The 21,994-nt window shown below is 49.9% G+C and carries 21 protein-coding genes; 2 read left to right on the forward strand and 19 right to left on the reverse strand.

All coding sequences use genetic code 11. The features are described 5' to 3' along the window. Positions 1–25: 25 nt before the first annotated feature. The 3 genes from rsmA to ACZOWY_RS10400 form a co-directional block, all read right to left on the reverse strand. Positions 26–961: a 16S rRNA (adenine(1518)-N(6)/adenine(1519)-N(6))-dimethyltransferase RsmA gene (gene rsmA, locus ACZOWY_RS10390; protein WP_484397148.1), complete on the reverse strand. Its 936-nt coding sequence runs from the start codon at positions 959–961 to the stop codon at positions 26–28. 150 nt (positions 962–1,111) lie between these two features. Further along, positions 1,112–1,666, reverse strand: a complete 555-nt coding sequence (rnmV, locus tag ACZOWY_RS10395) for a ribonuclease M5 (RefSeq protein WP_484397152.1) — start codon at positions 1,664–1,666, stop codon at positions 1,112–1,114. A 28-nt stretch (positions 1,667–1,694) separates the two neighbouring features. Then, positions 1,695–2,888, reverse strand: coding sequence for a 3D domain-containing protein (locus ACZOWY_RS10400; RefSeq protein WP_484397156.1), 1,194 nt, complete (start codon positions 2,886–2,888; stop codon positions 1,695–1,697). A gap of 255 nt (positions 2,889–3,143) precedes the next feature. Between ACZOWY_RS10400 and ACZOWY_RS10405 the strand changes: the two genes are divergently transcribed. Further along, a complete protein-coding gene (locus ACZOWY_RS10405; RefSeq protein ID WP_484397161.1) occupies positions 3,144–4,001 on the forward strand; it encodes a YitT family protein in 858 nt (285 codons plus the stop codon). A 265-nt stretch (positions 4,002–4,266) separates the two neighbouring features. Here ACZOWY_RS10405 and ACZOWY_RS10410 read toward each other — a convergent pair whose 3' ends face one another. The 13 genes from ACZOWY_RS10410 to ACZOWY_RS10470 form a co-directional block, all read right to left on the reverse strand. Next, on the reverse strand, positions 4,267–5,451 hold the full coding sequence (locus ACZOWY_RS10410) for an ABC transporter substrate-binding protein (RefSeq protein ID WP_484397166.1): 1,185 nt from the start codon (positions 5,449–5,451) through the stop codon (positions 4,267–4,269). A 350-nt stretch (positions 5,452–5,801) separates the two neighbouring features. After that, positions 5,802–6,470, reverse strand: a complete 669-nt coding sequence (locus tag ACZOWY_RS10415; protein ID WP_484397248.1) for a hypothetical protein — start codon at positions 6,468–6,470, stop codon at positions 5,802–5,804. Between the two features lie 64 nt (positions 6,471–6,534). Continuing rightward, complete coding sequence (locus tag ACZOWY_RS10420) at positions 6,535–7,311, reverse strand: VanW family protein (protein WP_484397171.1); 777 nt, start codon at positions 7,309–7,311, stop codon at positions 6,535–6,537. A gap of 44 nt (positions 7,312–7,355) precedes the next feature. Then, on the reverse strand, positions 7,356–7,895 hold the full coding sequence (locus tag ACZOWY_RS10425) for a YqeG family HAD IIIA-type phosphatase (RefSeq protein ID WP_484397176.1): 540 nt from the start codon (positions 7,893–7,895) through the stop codon (positions 7,356–7,358). 200 nt (positions 7,896–8,095) lie between these two features. Continuing rightward, positions 8,096–8,743 carry a nitroreductase family protein gene (locus tag ACZOWY_RS10430; RefSeq protein ID WP_484397181.1) on the reverse strand — a complete coding sequence of 216 codons (648 nt, stop codon included), beginning with the start codon at positions 8,741–8,743 and terminating at the stop codon, positions 8,096–8,098. Positions 8,744–8,758: 15 nt separating this feature from the next. After that, a complete protein-coding gene (locus tag ACZOWY_RS10435) occupies positions 8,759–9,550 on the reverse strand; it encodes a TatD family hydrolase (RefSeq protein ID WP_484397187.1) in 792 nt (263 codons plus the stop codon). A gap of 10 nt (positions 9,551–9,560) precedes the next feature. Continuing rightward, entirely contained in the window at positions 9,561–11,861 is a 2,301-nt protein-coding gene (metG, locus tag ACZOWY_RS10440; protein ID WP_484397193.1) for a methionine--tRNA ligase, read from the reverse strand. Between the two features lie 139 nt (positions 11,862–12,000). Next, positions 12,001–12,837 (reverse strand): 16S rRNA (cytidine(1402)-2'-O)-methyltransferase, encoded by an 837-nt coding sequence (gene rsmI / locus ACZOWY_RS10445; RefSeq protein ID WP_484397197.1) that lies wholly within the window; start codon positions 12,835–12,837, stop codon positions 12,001–12,003. Positions 12,838–13,074: 237 nt separating this feature from the next. Beyond that, positions 13,075–13,785: a tRNA1(Val) (adenine(37)-N6)-methyltransferase gene (locus ACZOWY_RS10450; protein ID WP_484397201.1), complete on the reverse strand. Its 711-nt coding sequence runs from the start codon at positions 13,783–13,785 to the stop codon at positions 13,075–13,077. A gap of 9 nt (positions 13,786–13,794) precedes the next feature. After that, positions 13,795–14,643 (reverse strand): PSP1 domain-containing protein, encoded by an 849-nt coding sequence (locus tag ACZOWY_RS10455; RefSeq protein ID WP_484397206.1) that lies wholly within the window; start codon positions 14,641–14,643, stop codon positions 13,795–13,797. Position 14,644: 1 nt separating this feature from the next. Next, positions 14,645–15,691 (reverse strand): DNA polymerase III subunit, encoded by a 1,047-nt coding sequence (locus ACZOWY_RS10460; protein WP_484397211.1) that lies wholly within the window; start codon positions 15,689–15,691, stop codon positions 14,645–14,647. Between the two features lie 18 nt (positions 15,692–15,709). Next, positions 15,710–16,330 carry a dTMP kinase gene (tmk, locus tag ACZOWY_RS10465; RefSeq protein WP_484397216.1) on the reverse strand — a complete coding sequence of 207 codons (621 nt, stop codon included), beginning with the start codon at positions 16,328–16,330 and terminating at the stop codon, positions 15,710–15,712. Between the two features lie 23 nt (positions 16,331–16,353). Beyond that, positions 16,354–17,859: an aminotransferase class I/II-fold pyridoxal phosphate-dependent enzyme gene (locus ACZOWY_RS10470; RefSeq protein WP_484397221.1), complete on the reverse strand. Its 1,506-nt coding sequence runs from the start codon at positions 17,857–17,859 to the stop codon at positions 16,354–16,356. A gap of 213 nt (positions 17,860–18,072) precedes the next feature. Between ACZOWY_RS10470 and ACZOWY_RS10475 the strand changes: the two genes are divergently transcribed. Beyond that, positions 18,073–19,362 (forward strand): dicarboxylate/amino acid:cation symporter, encoded by a 1,290-nt coding sequence (locus ACZOWY_RS10475; protein ID WP_484397226.1) that lies wholly within the window; start codon positions 18,073–18,075, stop codon positions 19,360–19,362. A gap of 104 nt (positions 19,363–19,466) precedes the next feature. Here ACZOWY_RS10475 and ACZOWY_RS10480 read toward each other — a convergent pair whose 3' ends face one another. The 3 genes from ACZOWY_RS10480 to ACZOWY_RS10490 form a co-directional block, all read right to left on the reverse strand. Then, on the reverse strand, positions 19,467–20,807 hold the full coding sequence (locus ACZOWY_RS10480; RefSeq protein ID WP_484397231.1) for a hypothetical protein: 1,341 nt from the start codon (positions 20,805–20,807) through the stop codon (positions 19,467–19,469). A 218-nt stretch (positions 20,808–21,025) separates the two neighbouring features. Then, a complete protein-coding gene (locus tag ACZOWY_RS10485) occupies positions 21,026–21,226 on the reverse strand; it encodes a DUF951 domain-containing protein (protein WP_484397236.1) in 201 nt (66 codons plus the stop codon). 1 nt (position 21,227) lies between these two features. Continuing rightward, positions 21,228–21,887 carry a CBS and ACT domain-containing protein gene (locus ACZOWY_RS10490; protein ID WP_484397242.1) on the reverse strand — a complete coding sequence of 220 codons (660 nt, stop codon included), beginning with the start codon at positions 21,885–21,887 and terminating at the stop codon, positions 21,228–21,230. Positions 21,888–21,994: the final 107 nt, after the last annotated feature.

A 21,994-nucleotide genomic window follows, 5' to 3' on the forward strand; every position in this document is an offset into this window, starting at 1 on the left:
TGTTAAATCTAAATTTCAAAACTTTTTAAAACTCCGTTTTCCACGCCCGTGCCAGCGCAGCGAATTCTTCAAGGCTCAGAGTTTCCGCCCGGCGCCTGCCGTCGATACCGGCCCGGTCCAGCCAGTTTTTTACCTGTTCGCCGGTTAAGCCGCCCATATTTTTTAAACTGTTGGTCAGCATTTTGCGGCGCACGGAAAAGGCCGCCGCCACCACTCTGAAGAACGTTTTTTCGTCCGGTATGTCCACCGGCGGTTTGATCCGGCGTTTGCAAACCAGCACAGCACTGTCCACCTTAGGCGCCGGCAAAAAAGAACCGGCCTTTACGATAAAGGCAATCTTCGGTTCCGTGTAATACTGCATCGCCACGGAGATGGCCCCGTATTCCCTGCCGCCGGGGGCCGCGGTCATCCGTTCCGCCACTTCCTTCTGCACCATCACCACCAGCCGTTCCAACGGCAGCTTCTGTTCCAGCAGGTACATGATGATGGGAGTCGTAATATAATAAGGAAGATTTGCGCAGACTTTGAAAGAATCGGCAGCAGCTGCGTCTTTGACAATGGTTCCGGCCACGCCGTTAGTCTTTTCTGCAACATTGCATTTGGCTTGAACCGATGCAATGGTCTCTAAAATATTGACCTTTAAAATATCTCCCTGCACGATATGCACATTCTCATAGGCACCCACTGTCTCCTGCAGCACCGGGATCAGCCGCTTGTCCAGTTCCACGGACACTACATTGGCACCGGTCATTGCCAGCGCCTGGGTCAGGGTGCCGATGCCGGGACCGATTTCCAATACCGTGTCTTCCGGAGTCAGTTCCGCCGCCCTGGCAATCCGGTTGACTACCGATTCTTCCACCAGAAAATTCTGTCCCAGATTTTTATCTGCTTTTAAATGAAAGGCCTGCAGGATGCGCGTTGTGACCTCCCGGCGGGCAATAATGGGTTTAATGTCTTCCATAGGTTCCTCTTCTATTTTTCAAAATATGCTGTTGAAACCGTTACAAACTGTAACGGTTTCAACCTGTAGTCGCTGGCAATTTGTAAGCAACCGGCTAATATTGATTGGTTATAACTGACTATAAACGATAGCCCGTCGTCCCATTTTTATTCAGGCTTCTTTACGTATTTCTTTTTCTACTTTTTTCAATGCGCTTTCAAATTCTTCCCGGGTAATGCTATATGAATTTAGCCGGCGCAAAAAACTTTTTGCCGTACCGTAACCGATGCCCAGTTCCGCTCCCAGCAGATCCCGTTTATGGCTGGCGTCCGCGCTGCCGGACAGTCCGTTGTCCCGCAGGTCCGCCGCGGAAAACACGGGTACCGGATTGTATTCGTGATGATGCACCTTGCTCAGCGCCAGCAAAATCGCTTCCGGTTTTGCCTGCTCGATGCCCACGTCATCGGGAACCCTTGCATCCTTTTTGGGAACAAACGCCTGCCCCGCATCGGGGAACCGCTCTGTCAGAAACCGGCGGATCCGTTCCCCTGAACCGTCCGGATCGGTCAGGATAATAATGCCGCGCTTTTTGTACGCGGCTTCAATCTGTTTTAATGTATGAGGCCGCAGCGCAAACCCGCCCGTTTCAATCGTATCGCATTCCAGCGCGCGCTTCACGGCCACTGTATCCATTTTTCCTTCTACTATAATAACTTCTTTTAACAAAATGGGCTCCTTAGCCAATGTTTACGGTTTATTCCAAAATATAAATCTCTACATCCCGGCGGCCCCACTGGTAGCATTCGTACAGGGAATCCATGAACAGGTCGATACGGTGTCCCACGATAGCCCCGCCTGTGTCGCCGGCCATGGCAAACCCGTAACCGGGAATATACATCTTAGTATAATACGGAATCATCCGGGGATCCACTGCCACGATGCCCCGTTTGGGCCACAGCCCCAGCGATGTAGTCCCGCTCGCGCCGCCGCCCCAGGTGTACGCTGTCGCTTCCCCGTAGATCAGTTTCTTGTATTTCACATAGCCGTTGGGGGTCAGCACCGATTGTGCCACGCCCTGCCGGACCACTTCATCCGCAGGCAGGATCACATGCTTGCGGTCCAGCTCGATCTTCTGCTCATGCCCGATGCGGGTAATATTTTCATAGGTTACAATATCTTTCCCTTTGACGCCGGGCTTCTCCACTTTCTTTGTGCCATATTCCAGCTCAGGGTCTTCTATGATTTTCGTTTGGAAAGGAATTTCCACTTCTTCATGGGAAAGGAACGATTTGCGCGCCAATACGTGAATGACCATCCCATCCGTAATGACTGTCTCCGGGGCCGGATACACCGTCCGTTCTTCCATATTCACATTCAGGTCTTTCAATACGTCCGCAACCGTAGCCTGTTGTGTCACATATTCTTTTACTGTGCCAAAACGATGAAGCTGGATCGGCTTCCCGGAAGAGTCTTTCTCTGCCGGGGGTTCCGGCTTTTGCATTGCTTCCGGCGCAGGTACAACAGCCGGCGACGGTTCTTTTGGCTCTTCCTTTACCGCAGGCGGATTTTCCGCAGGCACTGCCGGGGTTTCCGTGACAGTCGTTGCAGGCGCAGCCGGTTTTACCGGTTCTTCCTTCTTTTCTACAACTTCCACATTTGCAATGACGCGGTCCCCGGACACCACTTCCACATTTTTCGTCTGGGGCTGCGAATTATAATACGCGTCCGCCTCTAACTGTTTTTTGGCCGCTTCCACCTGGCTGGGATCCAGATACACCTGCTCCTGGGGCATGACGTATTTTGTCTGCCCGGCCTCAGCCGCCGTACCGGTCACCGCTTCTTCTGCGTAGCCGCTTACCGGCAGTAGAAAAGCGCTTGCCGATAAAAGAATCCCTGCAAGGCTTTTCAACAGTATATGTTTTGTTTTATTTTTCAATCTCTTTTTCATATCTGTTCCTCCGATAGCAGTTCAATTTTATCATAAATGAACTGCTTGCGCAAACCGGTACCGGACAGGGATGCCGCCAATCAGAAAACAATCTGTGAAAACTTTCTGCTGAACGTAAAAAGGAATGAAATTGTGCTATAATTTTTTTAGAAATACTAATAAGTACCGAGTCCATTCCCACCCATACCTGACAGCTTCAACTTCTGTCACGCAGCAGATATGGTACCGGTGCCCGGGCGCAGGAGGTTACATACAGTGACAATCACAAAAGCAATCCAGTTCCGTCAGGTCATCACGCGCCTGATCGGTCTTCTTTTCGGTTCCATGGTCTATTCTGCAGGCCTTAATTTATTTCTCGTTCCTAACAGTATCATCGACGGCGGCGTGGTGGGTATCAGCCTGATCCTGGCACAACTCACCCATATTTCTTTCAGCGTATGGATCGTTGTACTGAATGCACCGTTCTTCTACATCGGTTTCCGGCGTTTAGGGCTGAACATGGCCCTGTCCTCCAGTTTCGCGGTTGTCGTTCTTTCCTTCTGGAGTAAATTTTTTGAAGGCATGGAACCTATCACCCGGGATCCGTTTCTGGGCACCATCTTCGGCGGCGTCATTATCGGCATCGGTGTCGGCATCGTGATCCGCAGCGGCGGGTCTCTGGACGGTACGGAAATCATGGCAATCCTTTTGGACAGCAAAACGTCCTTTTCCGTCGGCGAGATCGTACTGTTCTTCAACCTGTTCATTTTAGGAAGCGCCGGTTTCGTATTCAGCTGGAACAGTGCCATGTATTCGCTGGTAGCCTATTTTATCTGCTCCCGCCTTATCGACACGGTGTCCGACGGGCTGGATTCAACCAAAGGTGTCTTTATTGTAACTTCCAATTATGATGAAGTTTCCAACGCCATCGTCCACGATATGCGTAAAGCCGTCACGCTGCTGCACGGGCAGGGCGGATTCCTGCGGGAAGACAAAGACATTCTGTACTGCGTGGTTTCCCGTCTGGAAGTAACCAAACTGAAACAGGTCGTCCAATCTATCGATCCCCAGGCTTTTCTCTCCATTTTTGATGTGCAGGAAGTCGAAGGAGGACGGATTGGGAAGAAACATTAAAGAAACGTTGATCAACGATAACACAACGGTGTTTCCTGTAAATATAAATTCCAAAAAAGATTGAAAAAACATAAAAGGACTGCACAGGCCACTGCGTTTTTAAACGCGCTCCGGTGCAGTCCCTTATTTTTGCCGTAAATTTACAGGGAAGCGGATTGTGCCGCTTCCCTGAAAAATGATTTTACTCTTTTGAGCTTTTGCAGGAAGCCCTGCTCCTGAGAATGGTTCCCAGTTTTTCGGTCCGATTGTTCACTAACCAACATTATTAGAAGGAAATCTTGTCGACGAAGGTCGGTTTACCGTCTTTGACTTCGATGATCAGAGCCGGAACAATCGGGTTGTGCTTGTCGTCATAGGTCAGCTTGCCGCCCGCAACCGGCAGGTCTTTCGTCTTGGCCATGGCTTCGGCGATCTTGGTCCCGTCTTCACTGCCGGCGCGTTTGTAAGCGTCAGCTAAAATCACAACGGTGTTGTAACCCATCATGGAGAAGAAGTCCGGATCCTTCTGGTATTTTTCTTTGAACGCTTTGATGAACTTCTGGGTGGAAGGATCGGTGTCGTCAGCACTGTACGCGCTGCTGTAATAGGTCTTGTTCAGCGCAGCTTTGCCTGCGATTTCGATCAGCTTCGGGCTGTCCCAGCCGTCGCCGCCCATCATGGGTACTTCCAGACCGATTTCACGAGCCTGTTTTACAATCTTGCCAACTTCTTCATAATAACCGGGAACATAAATCGCTTCCGGATTGGTTGCTTTCAGTTTGGTCAGACCGGCTTTGAAGTCCATGTCTTTAGCCAGGTAAGCTTCTTCGGCAACAATCTTGCCGCCTGCGGCTTCAAAATTTTTCTTAAATGCTTCGGCCAGGCCTTTGGAGTAATCGCTGGAGTTGTCGCGGTAAATCGCTACGCTCTTCACTTTCAGTTTCTGGTTGGCAAAGGCCGCCATTACCTTGCCTTGGAACGGGTCGATGAAGCAGGCACGGAATACAAACTGACGGGTCTTGCCGTCTTTACCTACCGTGATGCTTTCCGCCGTAGCGGTCGGTGCCACTACCGGCAGTTTACTGGATGTAACGATCGGTTCCGCCGCCATGGTGCAGCCGCTGGTAGCCGGACCTACCAGACCGATCAGTTTGTTCTGGGAAATCAGCTTGGTCGCCGCGTTACCGGACTCGGAAGGTTCTGATTTGTTGTCAGCTTCCACGATACGCAGTTTTTTGCCGTTGATGCCGCCGGCCTTGTTGATTTCATCAACCGCCATCTTACCGCCGGCCAGGGCTGCCTGCCCGTAGCTGGCTACGTTACCGGTCAATTCATAGTTGGCGCCGATCAAAGCCTCGCCGCCTTTATTTTCCGCTTTCTTTTCGCCGCCGCCACCGCCGCAGCCTGCTGTCATTGCAGCCAATAGAACCGCCGCTACTAATACGCCTGACATTTTTTTCATGAATTTCATAATTTCCCCTCCTTGCCCTTTTATAGCTACAACCTGTTTTTAGTCTCGCCCCAATGCACATTTGCAAAGGTTTCATTTTTATATTTGTAACTACTTGCTTGAAATTATATTAACCCGCGAAAAAAGTGTCAATGTTTTTCTGTGTTTTGTGTATACAATAAAGATTCGTAATTAAAAAAAGTAACATTTTTATCATTTTTATGCGAAAAATGACCTTACGCATTCCTAAAATAAAAACGGCAGGTTCTGTCTGAAACAAAGAACTTGCCTGTTTGTATACGGTTGCAACCACCATAACTGTTTATGGAGACTCCGATTCATTCATGTCCCCGTATTTCTTTTATAATAGTCTACCTGTTAATAAAATCACACACCTTATCAACCTGTTCTTTAAACGTGCCGTTAAATTTATTTTCAAAAAAGGCACCCCCGATTGTAAATGCCCATGGCGCAGCCGATTGTATCTCACGCAGTCTTTCATAACTGTTTATGCTGCCGGCAAGGCAGACCGGGGCCGTTACCTCCGCAACAAATTTCCTGTTCAGCCCGACCGGATCCCCCGTATATCTGTACCCCAGCAGATCAATCCCGTAAACGCCTCTGGCAATATATTCACGGGCTTCCTGTATCATGTCTTCCGGCGAACCTTCCAACACAGAAGGACGTCCGGCAATTTTCCCGACAAACGGCATATATTTTATATGATTGTTTTTGCAAAACTGATTGACGGAATCAAAAAACATCGTTCCCATAAGAAAGTCACAATTACATGCCAGCGCTTTCTGCGCGCCCTCCAAACATTCCCTTTCACTGTACGCAACCACTTCCAGGAATGTGGTTTTCCCGCAGTCCTTCATATATGTAAATAATTTTTTCATTTGGTCTAAAGGCAGCGGCTCTTCCTTAAAGCCCCAAAACTTTGCTTTGGAATGTTTACACTGATCAAAAATTTCGAAGGCATTTTGAACGGTAAGATCATTATGGGTCAGCATAACGATCAATTCCGGAGCGTTTTTCATCATGCAATCCTTTCTCCAACTGCCAGTCGGAATCAATGACGCGATATTCACACGCCTTTTTGTATCATTGGTTCCTTATCAGCTCCTGAGGGATCAGGTCATAATCGTACATAACTTCCGAATGATTATCTAAAATGAGTTCTTTGTTCAGTACATCACCGGTGGAACGATCCGTAATCTCCCGGTAAATCTTGGATACCCTGTAATATTTTTCCTTTTCTTTCTGGAAATGATGATCTTCCTCCACCAGCGAATAGCGCCAGGGAAATTCCTTTTCACTTCGTAATTCACCGTGTAATTTTTCATCATCACACCAGACATGCAGCTGGATGTTTTGATCCGTATTGTTTTTAAAACGGTAATCAATATAGTTGTAGCTTATGGAAGTCCCGGTACTGAAGGGTACCCGTTTCCCTTCCTCCGGAGCTAACGCGTCGGAGTGATGATGGAATTCGGTAACTTGCAGCGGGCTGTGTAACACCATATAATGGATCGTATTCCCTAAATTACAAAGTCCCCCGCCCAGTCCGGGGATCAGTTTATTATGTATGATGACCCGTCCGTCTTTATATCCCCTTTCCCTGGTAGTTTTACCTACTGTATGCCAGAAAGAAAAAATCTCGCCGGGATGTATGATAAGTCCGTTAATTTTTTCACAGGCTAACCGGATGTTAACAGCTTTGTTTTCCTGAAGACGCAGATCAACGCCTTTGCCTCTTTTAATTAAATGGCAGCTGTAATCCGCCACTATATTCGGCAACAGTTCGTCACTTTTAATTTTGGAAAATTTTTCATCACTCAGCATATCTTTTATATGGCGTTTGCAAATTTCTTTTTTCAAAGAAATTTCATAACAAACGGGATGAATTTCACAAAAAAGCATAGTCAGACAACCTCCGTCTTATTAATATCCCCCAGTCTGTGCCGGTACTTTTTACTTATACTGTAAAGTTTAAGAATATATTTTTCTATATTTCGCCGGATGCCAATGTTGGTCTCTTCCTCTGCCGTCACGTAGTGGACCAGTATATTGGCCATGCCGCATTTATTGGCGCCGTAAATGTCAATCAGTATCTGGTCGCCGATGTAAACCGTTTCATTTTTTTGCAGCCCCATCATTTGGACTGCTTTCAGATATCCGTCGGTATTTGGCTTTTGGGCATCGCAAAGATAGAGCGTGTCAATATTTCTGATAAAACGTTTCACCCGTTCCTCGCTGTTGTTGGTCATCAACAGCGTTTTCAATCCAAGACGGTGAATGGTTTTAAACAGTTCATCAATTTCTTCTGTGGAATCAGCGCCATGAGGGACCAGCGTCATATCTATATCAAAGATAATCCCTTTATAGCCCTGCTGCATCAGTTTTTTATAATCTATAGAAAATACGCTGTCAACATATTCATACGGAAATAACAAATGGAACATGAACACAAGTACCTCAAGAAAAAGCAGTCCCGGCAATGTTCGGAACTGCTTCCTGTCTAACGGAATTCACAGCATAAAAGCTTGTTAACAATTTTTAAGGAGACGCTGATTAAATGAGATTATGCGATGTCCGCGGCATACGAATTACTCAGCGTTTACTTAAGCAAACAGTTCTAACCGCCCTGATTACCTTAATTTTTTTATTTCAAAAACGTTGTCACGTCATGAAGGCTTTTCCGGGTCCGGGCTTTGGGCGCTTCATCCGCATAGCCGAAGGCCAGCGCTGCCACCAGCATGCCGTGACCGGAATTTTTCTTTTCCAGCCATTCGGAAATTTCCGGATAGGCAAAAAAGATGTCACAGATCCACAGGCTGCCGATCCCCAGCTCCTGCGCTGCCATCAGCATATTTTCCACAGCCGCGGCTACGGACTGCACATTGCAGATTTCCGCGACCCGTTCATCCACGGACAGATTTTTTGCGAAGTCTGTCCCGGTACCCAGTTCATTGGAAACCAGTACCACCACCGGAGCCTCCCGCATTACATTCACGCTGGTAAAGGCGCCGTTGATAAATTTCATGCTGTCCGGCAAAAACGGCTCGTGGGCCTTCACTTCCAGATTCAGTCCCCGTTCCATGACCCGCGCCAGTTCTTCTTTGGCATCGCCCCGTACCACCGTAAAATGCCAGGGCTGCCGGTTCTTGGATGAAGGAGCCGCAATCCCGGCTTCCAAAATGGTATGCAGATCCATTTCCGAAATGGAATCGGATTTAAATTTCCGGATACTGCGACGGTCTTTGATTGCCTTTAATGCAGATACTGAAACCTTCTTTTCACCATCCTCCATGGCCTCATCCCTCTTTTATTTTGATTTTGTAAAAAACAAAGTTCTTGCGTTCTTCGTGGTCTGTTCCGCAATATGTTCAAAGCTTGTGCCCCGGACCAGGGCCGCGTTTTTGGCAACATATTCCGTAAGGCTGGGGTCGTTGCGCCGTCCCCGGAAGGGTTCCGGAGCCAGATATGGGCAGTCCGTTTCCAGCACGAACAATTCTTCCGGGCAGGCTGCCAGCACTTCCCGCACCTTCTTGTTATTTTTATAGGTAGACGTTCCGCCAAACCCTAAATAATAACCGCGTTTCCAAAGCTCTTTCGCCATTTCCAGGGAGCCGGAATAGCAGTGGAACACAACTTTTAACTCTTTGGGCACTTCGTTTTGGAAAAAGTTCAGACAGTCGCCATGGGCTTCCCGGTTATGGATCACTACCGGCAGGTCCAGCTGATACGCCAGGTCACACTGCTGTTTCAGACGCAGCAGCTGCACTTCTTTCGGCTCGTTTTCCTTCCAGTAATAATCCAGCCCGATCTCCCCGATGGCTACCACTTTTTTGTGTTCACGGGCCAGTGCTTCCAGCTCTGCAATATAACTTTCGTCTTTAATGCCGGCCAGATCTTCCGGATGCCAGCCCACCGCGGCATACACAAAATCATACTGCTCCGCCATGTTGACGGACGCGACCGATGATTCATACGTAGTGCCCTGCGTAATGACCGCTTCCATGTCGTTGGCGAGCCGCGCCATTACATCAGCACGGTCCGCATCAAAGCGGTTGTCATCTAAATGTGCATGCGTGTCTATGATACCTAATCTTGACATGAGAAAACCTTTATTTTACCTTACTGCCGCTCTTAATATTCGGCGCATCCGCCAGCACCAGATTCCCTTCCCCGTCGGAAGCAGCCAGCAGCATGCCGTACGACATAATGCCACGCAGCTTGGTGGGTTTCAGGTTTTTAATTACGATCACATTGCGGCCCACCAGTTCTTCCGGTGTGTAATATTGGGCAATGCCGGACACGATAGTGCGCTCCTCTTCGCCCAGCTGCACCTGGATCTTCATCAGCTTATCGGTCTTGGGCACCCGTTCCGCGGACAGGATCTTAGCTACACGCAGGTCGATCTTTGCGAAGTCATCAATCGTAATCTCTCCGTCTGCAGCCGGAGCGGATTTTTGCGCTTCAGTACCGCGGGCTGCTTCCAGCGCCGCATTTTTTACTTCCGTTGCCGTGCGCACCGCATCGTCTGCTGCCGCGCTGACACGGGCCCGGGCCGAAGCCACTGCCGCCAGCACCGCACCGCCTACGGCTTTGGCTGCGTCACCCGCCGCTGCTACCGCGTCGCTGGCCGCATCCGCTGCCGAGGTTGCTTTTTTCGCTGCCGCTTCTTTGGCTGCCAGCGCTTTGGCCTTGGCTTCTTCCGCCTTGGCCTGGGCTTCCGCTAACGCATCCGCTTTTTTATTTTCATTCTTATTCTCTTTTTTAGTATTTGCTGCTTTGGCCGGTTCCGGATGATACTCCTCATGCTTGCCGGTTTCCGGATTGTACACCTTGCCCGGATATTTTTTGGTAGCTCCGATGAGGGTACGGCCGTCCGGCAGCACATCGATACGGGGATACAGGGGTTCGCCTTTCACCACTTTGGTTCCGTCGGCGATACCGCCCCATTGCAGATCTTCCAGCAAGTTCTGTTCCTTCACTTCAAGTCCCAGCTGCTTCAGAATTTCCGGCGTAGTCCCCGGAATGAAGGGCTCGATCATCACGGCCACAAAGCGCAGCACTTCCGCCAGATTGTACAGCACCAGATGCAGGCGGTCATCGTCCGCCGGATCTTTCGCCAGCTTCCAGGGCGCCGTGTCGTCAATATATTTGTTGGCACTGGCAATCAGGGCCCATACGGCTTTGATGGCATCATTGATTTCCATCTTGTCCATATGTTCCTGATAGGAAACCAATGTGCTTTCCGCCAGTTTGATCAGGGCGGTATCTACATCCTGCACCGCGGCCGGGCAGTTTTTCAGTTCGCCGCCGTGATATTTTTCCACCATGCTGACGGTGCGGTACAGCAGGTTGCCCAGATCGTTGGCCAGGTCCGCGTTGATGCGGTTGATGAGAGCATCACGGCTGAAGTTGCCGTCGCTGCCCAGATTGATTTCCCGCAGGAGGAAATACCGGATGGCATCCGCACCGAATTCGTCGATCAGCCCGTTGGGATCCACCACATTGCCGATGGACTTGCTCATCTTGGTCCCGTCCACCACCAGCCAGCCGTGGCCGTACACTTTTTTCGGGATGGCTTCGCCCATGGCCATCAGCATAATGGGCCAGATGATGGAATGGAAACGCACGATTTCCTTACCTACCAGATGGATATCCGCAGGCCAGTACTTCTTGAACATAGCGTCATCCGCTTTGTAACCGATGGCAGTCATATAGTTCAGCAGGGCATCGAACCATACATACACAACGTGCTTGGGATCGAAAGGCGCTTTGATGCCCCAGTCAAAGGACGTACGGGTCACGCACAGGTCTTCCAGTCCCTGTTTGATGAAGTTGATCATTTCGTTGCGGCGGGCTACCGGCTGGATAAAGTCCGGATGCTCGTCAATGTACTGCAGCATACGGTCCGCGTACTTGCTCATCTTGAAGAAATAGCTTTCTTCCTGCATTTTTTCTACCGGACGGCCGCAGTCAGGGCATTTGCCGTCTACCAGCTGGTGTTCGGTCCAGAAGGATTCGCAGGGCACGCAGTACCAGCCTTCGTAATTTTTCTTATAAATATCCCCCTGGTCGTAAATCTGCTGCATCACAGCCTGCACCACTTTTTCGTGGCGTTCCTGGGTGGTGCGGATAAAATCGTCATTGGTTACTTCCAGCCGTTTCCACAGGCTCTGGAAGGTAGCCACGATCTTATCTACATATTCAATCGGGGTGATACCCAGCTCTTCTGCCTTGCGCTGGATCTTCTGTCCGTGTTCGTCGCTGCCGGTGAGGAAAAATACATCTTCCCCCTTGGCGCGGTGATACCGGGCAATCGAATCCGCTACGGTCGTGCAGTACGCGTGGCCGATGTGCAGCTTCTCACTGGGATAATAAATCGGTGTGGTAATAAAAAACGGTTTCTTTTCCATAATATGCCCTTCTTCCTTTTAATATAGGTATCTGCATTGCAGAAGTATTAACTGTTTTATTAATTTTTCTCTCATGTTCCTGAATGATCCAGCAAACAGAATTTTTTGCAAACAGAAAAATTTTTCTATATCTTATATTTTACTCTTTTTCCTGCTCCTGAATCAAGCGGTTATATAAATCCCGTTTGGGAATTTTAAACTGTTTTGCGATTTCGGTCAGCGCTTCCTTCCTGGGAACGCCAGCCGCGATTTTTTCTTTCACTACGTCCAGCGGGTCTTTTTCTTCTTCATCCGCCGGTTTTTCCTCTTCCCGGGCGATGACCAGCACAAATTCACCCCGGGGCGGGTTTTCTTTTAAATAGGATATTGCCTGGGAAATAGTCCCCCGCCAGAACTCTTCGTGCAGCTTGGTCAGTTCCCTGCCGAACACCATCTGCCGGTCGCCCCAGATTGCCAGGATTTCTTCCAGCACTGTCACAATCCGGTGGGGCGCTTCATATAACACAACCGTAGCCGGGATCCATTTCCATTTTTCCAACTGCTCTTTCCGGTTCTTTTTACTTTTGGGCAAAAAAGCTCCGAAGAAGAACGGGGTGGAAGGCAGGCCCGAAGCCACCAGTGCAGTAAGGCAGGCATTGGCCCCCGGCACCGGCACAACCGCGACGCCGTTTTCTATCGCCAGCTTCGCCATGGCTTCCCCCGGATCCGAAATTCCCGGAAAGCCCGCATCGGTCACCAGGGCAATATTTTTTCCGTCCAGCAGTTCCTGCAACAACACAGGCCCCTGTTTCTCTTTATTGTTTTCATCGTAATGGATCAGCTTGCCCTTAATGGAAAAATGGTTCAGCAGCTGCAGCGTTCGCCGCGTGTCTTCCGCCGCAATTAAATCAGCGTCCGTCAACGTTTGCACCGCCCGCGGCGTCATATCACCTAAATTTCCGATGGGGGTCGCTACTAAATATAATGTGCCGGGCATAAAATCTCCAAATAATTTTATAAATACTTTTTAATAAAGTCTTTTGATGTAAAAAGATTTAAGCAAAACATAGTGTGGGTTTGCGTCATTTCAGGAGACGAAATTCGCCGCGGTGGCGAGACTGTTTGAGGGGCGAAGCCCCGAGTTTCGAAGCCACAGGCGAATGAGTCCGTGAAATAGCAAACACGAACGTTTTTGCGTAATCTTTTTACAGCGGAATTTTTTAATAAAAGGATTTTATTCTTTTTCCATCTGCTTCTTCGCCTGTTCCGTCAACGACCCGTCCGCGTTGTACATGATCAGCGGCGGCAGCACTTCCAGCCCGTAGCTTCCGTTTTTTACCATTTCCAGCAAAAAAATCCAGGCCGGTTTGTCCACGGATGCATGGACCCACTGCAGTTTTTTCGGCTGCAGTTTGTATTTGATGGCCAGCTCCATGGATTCCATGAACCGTTCCGGCAATTGTACCAGGGCGAAGCGGCCACGGCTGTGCAGCGCATACGATGCAGCGGCAAAAAAATCTTCCAGCACGGCAGTTTTTTCGTGGCAGGCTGCCGTACCAATTGCCCGTTCCCGCCCGCTGTTGCGATAGGGCGGGTTGGCAACGACCAGATCAAAGGTTTCTGTTTTGCAAAATTGTTTTACATCTTTGATATCCCACTGCAGGGCACGGACGCGCCGACCAATCCCATTTTCTTCCGCACTGCGGTTAAACAGCTCCACCATCCGGGGATTCACATCCAGCCCGGTCACTTCCGCTGCGCCCCGGGCTGCCAGATAAAAACTGACGGCTCCGGTCCCACAGCCTAATTCCAGCGCCTTCGCCTGATTCACCAGATGGGGGAAGTGGGCCAGAAAGACGGAATCTGTCGTAAAGGTAAACTCCGCCGGGTCCTGATAGATCTTATATCCGCAGCCCGGCAAATAATCTTCTCTGATTTCGTTCATAACATTTTCTTAATCGTCATCCATGGCCTGGGAAGCATCAATCAATTCATCCCATTCCAGGGTGACCACATTGTCACGGGAAAGCTGTACGGTAGCCGTGTGTTTGGCTTTATTCACCGTGGTGACCTTGCCCTTGCCCATGCTGGTAGCCACCATGGTACCAACCTGGGGCGCTTCCGCATATTCCTTCTTGGGCCGCCCGCCTTTGCCTTTTTCTTTGGCATACATATAATCTTCATATTTAAGACAGCACATCAGGCGCCCGCAGCTGCCGGAAATTTTAGTAGGATTCAAAGACAAGTTCTGATTCTTCGCCATGCGGATGGATACCGGTTCAAAGTCTCCCAGCCAGCTTGCACAGCACAGCGGCCGTCCGCAGCTGCCGATGCCGCCCACCATCCGGGCTTCGTCCCGGACCCCGATCTGCCGCAGTTCGATACGGGTACGGAATACGGAAGCCAGGTCTTTGACCAGCTCCCGGAAATCAATACGGCCGTCTGCCGTAAAATAGAAAATGATTTTATTGACATCAAACGTAAATTCCACATCCACCAGGTTCATTTCCAGACCGTGGCGTTGGATGCGGCGCTGGCAGATATTAAACGCTTCCCGTTCCCGCACCTGGTTCTGGACCACGGTTTCTTCATCTTCCGGCGTTGCCTTGCGGATGATGGGTTTCAGCGGAGCTTTGATCTGTTCCTCCGGAATCTCCCGGGTGCCGATGGACACCGTTCCGTATTCCATGCCACGGGCCGTTTCCACGATCACGTGGTCTCCCGGCACAAATTCAATATCCAGCGGATCGAAATAATATATCTTGCACGTTTTCTTAAAACGTATCCCAACAACTTTCTTCATGCTATATTCTCCCTTCGCAGCATGTATTTATCGTAAAGGTCATCTTGTCCAGCACACTTTTTGTGTTGGCCCGCCGCACAGCAGCGGCCGCGGCTTCCTGTGCCGCCTCCGTTGCCTGATGCAGCCGCCCTGCATCCCATTTTTCTGCTATTTTCCGTAATTGGGGCAATGCATCTACATTAAAAACCTGTCCCTGCAATCCGTTTTTCACAAACAGCAGGTCCCGCAACAGGGATACGGTCATAGCCGCAAACTGTTGCAGCTGCTCATTGCCGCCTGTAGAGGGGATTACATCAGAAAAGTAATCCTCCGTCAGCAGATAGGTCATAGGAGCCTGCATGGGAAACTCCGCCACATATTTCAGCGCCGCGTTGCGGAAGTCAACGATTCGTTCTTCCCGGAACCGGAGCGCCTGTCCTAACGACCCATCGGACAGATGCGCCAGCAGGTCCGCTTCGGTTTCGGGAATTTCTTTATGAAGCAGCGCTTTTTTTGTTTCCTCCACAGAAAGCGGCGTGAACCGCACCTGGATCACCCGGGACAAAATCGTGGGCAGCAGGCGGCTGACAGAAGAGGCCACCAGAATGAAAAACCATCTGTCCGGCGGTTCTTCCAGCAGCTTCAGCAGCGAATTGGCCGCCTCCGTATTCATCGTGTCCGCCTCGTTAATAATACAGATCTTATGTTTTGACAGTGTGGGCCCGAATGCAGACTGTTTGATCAGGCTGCGGATCTGGTTTACGGAAATGATTTTTGTTTTTTTCTTTTCCTGTTCCTCATCTGTCATGGGATCAAAATACAGATAATCCGGATGGGCAAAGTTTCCGGTCTCAAAATTCAGCAGGCGACAGCTTTCACAGTGGTTGCATGGTCGCGCCCCCTGCGCAGAGCCCAGGCACAGAAACGCCCTGGCAAACTCTTTGGCCAGCAGGCACTTGCCGATTCCCTCCGGTCCATAGAACAACAGGGCATGAGGCCGCTCTTCCCGGTTGAGAAACCGTGCCAGAAAATCCTTATTCTGTTGATGCCCTACAATTTGGTCAAACATGTTGCACCTGTAAACAGTTTAAAATCCGGCATCCACTAATATTTTCCGAATCTCTGCCTGCACTGCGTCTGTATTCTGCAGTGCAGATACTTTCTTAATGCGTTCCGGATCGGCATTCGCCAGCAGTAAAAAACCTGTCCGCACTTTTTTCTGGAAGTCCAGGCCTTCCTGTTCAAAACGGTCCTGCACACCCCGGTCGGCCCTGCGCTGCAACAGTGCTTCCGGCGCAGCGTCCAGCAGGATCGTCAGTTCCGGCTGTACGTCGTCCGCAGCAAATTGGCAAAGAGCCTTCACTTTGTCAGTCTCAATGCCCCGGACAAACCCCTGGTACACCATTGTGGAATCGGCAAAGCGGTCGCATAGCACTATTTTACCTGCTGCCAGCGCAGGCTTAATGACTTTTTCCACATGCTCTGCCCGGGCTGCCAGATATAACAGCACTTCCGTCCTCGGATTCACAGCGGTGTCCGCATCCAGCACTACGTTGCGGATCCGTTCCGCCAGTTTCGTACCCCCTGGTTCCCGTGTGGTCACCACTTCATAGCCCCGGTCCAGCAGGTACCTGGCCGTCAGCTGCAGCTGGGTCGTCTTGCCGCTTCCGTCTACGCCTTCCATGGTAATAAAAAAACCTTTTTTCATAATCTGCACCTCTGTTTGACAGGTTATTCGTCCAGCACCCGCACCGTCTGCAGGGAAACATCCGCCGGACCGCTGACAGGCAGGCCCTGCTGTTTCATAAGTGAGCACCATTCAATCATCTTATCCGTAAACCGTTCCCCGGGCAAAATCACGGGAATGCCCGGCGGATAAAAGCTTACCGGCTCGGCACAGATGTGCCCGCCTGCTTCTTCCAACGGTATTGTTTTCTTTTTTCCGTAAAACACATCCCGCATAGGCAATGCGGCTTCCGTCACCGGAATTTCTGCCTGCTGCGCTTGCTCTCTTTTCAAAGCTTCCTTTTCCAGTATTTTGACCCGTTCCACAGATCTGGCTTCCAGCAGATTCTGCACCGGGCACAGTTTCTGCAATGTTCTGCAGATCCGGTTCACCGTATCCTGCCACTGCACCGGCACCCAGTCCGCATACGTCACAAGGAACAAAACATTTTGCGGGTCCACCAGTTCTACTGCTATTTTCTCTTTGCGCAGGGCTTCCCCGGCGGTAACGCCGCTGATGCCCCACTCTTTCAGATTTATGGTTACCTTTGTTTTATCCAAAGCGGAAATTCCGTATCTGCCAGCCACATCTTCCGGACGGATTACCCGCAGTCCCGGAATCTTTTCTAATGCAAGGCGTAAAAGATCCGCCGCCCGCAACGCATCCTCCATCATAGAAGCACCCTTATCGGCCAATTGAGCCCTGGCGGCATCCAGAGACCCCATCAGCAGATAATTAGGACTTGTTGTCGTAAGCAAACTCATTACATCTGCCGCATGCTGCAGATCAACCCGTGTTCCTTTCACATGCAACATGGAACATTGGGTCATCGCACCAGTGATCTTGTGCGTACTCTGGGCAGCCATATCCGCGCCGCACTGTATGGCGGAAGGCGGGAACTTTTCATGGAATCCCAGATGGGGACCGTGCGCCTCATCCACCAGCAGCACTGCATGATTAGCGTGAGTAATCTCCGCAATCTGTTTCACGTCCGCAGCCATTCCAAAATAATTGGGAGAGGTCAGCAGCACCGCTTTAAGATCCGGATGCAGCGTAAACGCTTCTTTCACCTGCTCCGGCGTAACCTGCCCCTGCATGCCAAACTCTTTTACATAAGCCGGCTGCACATAAACGGGCACCGCGTCTGCCAAAATCAGACCGCCCATCACGCTGCGGTGGGCATTCCGGGGCACCATCACTTTATCGCCCGGCTGCAGCGCCGTCATCAGCATGACATGGATAGCGCCCGTTGTCCCGTTCACCGAATAGAAGCAGGCGTCACTGCCATATAACTTTGCCGCCTCTTCCTGCGCTGCTTTGATGCAACCGGAAGGCGCGTGTATATCGTCCAGTTCGTTCATGAGGGAAACGTCCAGCCGCAATGCGGTGGAACCCAGCAGGGAACGCAGCGGTTCCGCCATGCCCCGGCCGCCTTTATGGCCCGGCGTATGCAACGGATACACCTGTTCCTGCAAGTACTGTTCCATTGCCTCCACTAATGGTTGTTTCACGACAGTTTCCCCCTTTGACAGTACTCTTTATTTTACCATATTATAGGAAATCGTCCAACCTTCAATTCCCGGCAGATACAGATAAAAACAAAAAAATTGTGTCGGTCCGATATAATTTTCCTTAGTTTTTTCTTAATATTGTATTGACATAAGAAAAAATAAAGGACTATACTATACATAGTTTTCAAAAATTACTTGTTAGAGGAGCCTATCATGACAAATAAAGAAAAATCTGCCCAGGTAGATGCCAAAGCCAAAGAGATCATTGAAGAAAGCCGGAAACAAAGCAACGGCAAACAGTTTATCCTGTGGATGGCGGCACTGGTAATCGGCGGCGCACTGGGCTGGATGAACAATCCCTCCCTGAACGAGCTGTTCAATTTTATTGCCACTATCTTCACCCGCATGTTCCAGTTCATCGCCGTGCCCACCATTGCGCTGGCAGTCATCACCACACTGTCGGCATTGGGCGCCAAAAAAGACACGAAGCGTATCTTCGCCCATGCGCTGGTTTATACATTACTGACTACCATCTGCTCCGCTGCCGTAGGCCTGGCTTTATATCTCTGGATCGCTCCGGGCAACCTGCCTGCCGACGTGGTAAGCGCAGGTGCGGCGCAGGTTCCCCAGAATTTAGGAAAGCTTTCTTACTATGATCATTTCCTTTCCGTAGTTCCCAATAATATTTTAAATCCCTTCCTGTCCGGCAACGTGCTGTCTGTGCTGTTCATCGCTGCCGCTGTGGGCCTGGCCCTGGCCTTTATGCCGAAAACGGAAAACCGGGAAGTGCTGCTGAAAGGCATCAATGGCCTGCAGGAAGTTTTGTTCACCCTGATCCGTGCTATCCTGTATGTGCTCCCTGTTGGCATTTTAGCATTTGCCGGCCAGCTGGCCGCCCAGATTGAAGCCGGCGTTATCGTAGGCGCGCTGGGCAAATACACCGCGGTTGTCATCGGCGGCAACCTGCTCCAGTTCTTCATCGTGCTTCCGCTGTTCCTGCTGGTCCGGGGCCTGAACCCGGTAGATATCATGAAAAAGATGTCCCCGGCCCTGGCGGTTGCATTGTTTACCAAAAGCTCCGCCGCCACCCTGCCGGTAACCCTGGCTTCCGCTGAACAGAACGTGAAAGTCAATCCCCGGGTATCCCGCTTCGTGCTGCCCATCTGCACCACCATCAACATGAACGGCTGTGCCGCTTTCATCCTGGTCACTTCCTTATTTGTGATGCAGAATTCCGGCATGAACCTGACCATGGGTGCCATGATTTCCTGGCTGTTCGTAGCGGTGCTGGCTGCCATCGGCAACGCCGGCGTCCCCATGGGCTGCTACTTCCTGACCCTGTCCCTGATGAGTTCGGTAGGTGCGTCCATCGGCATCATGGGCGTTATCCTTCCTATTTACACGATCATTGACATGATTGAGACAGCGGAAAACGTGTGGTCCGACTCCTGCGTCTGCGCCATGACCAACAAAGACCTGAAAGGCGTATTGGAAGAAGACTAATCCAGAAAAGATTGAAAGTACCGGCTGCGATTACATTTGCAGACCGGTACTTTTTTATGGATTATTATTTTTTATATTCATTAATACGTTTTAATTACGCAACGTCATCTGTCCCATTCACAGACGAAGGCATTCCCGCCTGTGCCGTCGGTTATACCGTTTTCCCGCAGGTTCTTATAGTTCCAGTAATACAATCCATAAAACAGTTCCTCTTCTCCGGAACTGCTGTCCGTATCCGCTTTTACATAGGTAACGGGTTCGCCAGGAATCATACGGTAATGTCCGAATTTCTCAAAGTATTCGTTATCATAGCCGCTGTCATTGATCAGCCGGTATAGGCGGTCATTTTTTCCGTCATCGCTCACCGATGCTAAATGACCGCCTATGGATTCACAGAACTGCTGCGCATCTTCCATAGAATTACCGATATCGGAGAACACCAGATAGTGATGTCCTTTATATTTGATTGCTTCTTTGGGAATAAAGGCACTGGCTGAATCTTTCTCATAATAAATCACACGGGCCGGTTCGGTAATATACGTAGAATGTATGATCTCTGCAGCTAAAAGTGCGGACAACACATCCGAATAGTAGATACCGTTGTAATACCCCCTGTAGCGCCCCGGTCTGTGAGCCGGCCTGTGATTCCACCAATGATCTTTTGGCGGTTTTGGGGCACGGCGCCATACATGCATGTTTTCATAGGTCCGTTTAACAGGCGGGCGAAGCAGATCTTTTCTAGGTCCCGGTTTTCTGTGTTTCCAATATTTGGGTCTATGCATATCCGGTTTCACAATTTTTTGCTTCGGTTCGTGCATCTTTGGTCTTGTGACATCATGTTTCGGTTCATAAACCTTTGGTTTTGTAACGTTTTGCTTCGCCTCATGTACCGTTGGTTTTGCAACGTCGTGTTTTGATTGTTGAATTTTCGGACGCAGGCTTTTACTCCTTGTTTCTTTAGGTTTCGGTTGATGCATCGTCGGGCGTGACAAACCCGGTTTGGGCCGATGCATCGTCGGACGTTGCGAACCCGGCCTTGGCTGCTGCATCGTCGGGCGCGGCGAACCCGGTTTGGGCCGTTGTATCGTCGGACGTTGTGAACCCGGCCTCGGCTGCTGCATCGTCGGGCGCGGCGAACCCGGTTTGGGCCGTTGTATCGTCGGACGTTGCGAACCCGGCCTCGGCTGCTGCATCGTCGGGCGCGGCGAACTCGGTTTGGGCCGTTGTATCGTCGGACGTTGTGAACCCGGCCTCGGCTGCTGCATCGTCGGGCGCGGCTTCTGCACAGACGGTCTGCTATGTTGTTGATTCTGCTGCTGAGACGGATACAGATATCCTTCATGCTTTTTAGATGGAGCCGCTTCTGCAGCAGAAAGAGTTACCCCAAAAAATGCTGTGATAAGAAATGCTGCCACTGTTTTTTTCGTCACAAGTCTTCGTATCATCGCTGGTCTCCTTTATCGCCTTTTATAAAACTGCAGATTGTCCGTCATTTTTTAACGAAAAACATTCATCCAAAAGCCTTCAATATTATGATAAAATATGTTTGTGTTTTTTTAGTATTATGTTTATGTCTTTTTTTTGTCAGCTATCAAATATGAGAGACCCCCAACATTTTTTAAAATGAAGGGGGCCTCTCTTTTTTTTATTTTGTATTTAGATTTCACTTTTCTTCTTTCGGCAACACTTCCCGCACTGCTTTCACAAATTTGGTGCGGGGTATCATCACATGATGCCCACAGCCGCAGCAACGGATGCCGAAATCCATTCCCGTACGGGTAATTTCCCAGTTGTTAGACCCACAGGGATGGGGCTTTTTCATCCTCACCACATCGCCAATCTTAAACTCAACATTGGCAATCATTTTATTTGGCCCTGCCGGTAGAAATATTGGTAACATTAAAACCGGCTTCCCGGATTTCTTCAATGATACCCATACCACTCTGGGACAGATCGGCTGTAATGGTCATTTCCTTTTCCCCCGGCGTTTTGGTTTCGCTGGTCACACAGGATAAAATATTGATTCCCTGGTCGGCAAACATCTTCGCTACTTCAGCCAAAACCCCGGGTTTGTCAGAAGCGTCAATGGTAATACGGGAGGCATGCTGGCCCAACCCGAAGATGTCCACCAGTGCACGGAAAACATCTGTATCCGTTACAATGCCGCACAGGTTATTTTCTTCATTCATAACCGGTACGGAGTTGATCTGGTCCTGATACATCAGGGAAGCCACGTCCCCCAAATCTGCATCGGCATATATCGTCTTTACGTTATGGGTCATCACGTCTTTTACTTTAATGCGGCTTAACAGATACGATGCTTCATAACGGGACAGCGTACTGGCTTCAGAAGGAGAGGCCATCCGTACGTCCTTGTCCGTAATGATCCCTACAACCATCCCCGCGTCATTCACAACCGGAACGCGGCGGATATTATCATCGCTCATCAGTCCCTGCAGCTCCAGCAGCGTCTGGTTCTGGTTGATGGTGACCACATGAGTCGTCATGATATCTTTTACAAGCATGATTGTATCCTCCTCGTATAATTATTTTTAAGATTAAATAATAGTTGTATTTTATGCCCTTTCTCATTCAATCGGTCTGTCAATACCCATGGTATAATTGCAATGCG

The sequence above is a fragment of the Succiniclasticum sp. genome, assembly GCF_056977735.1.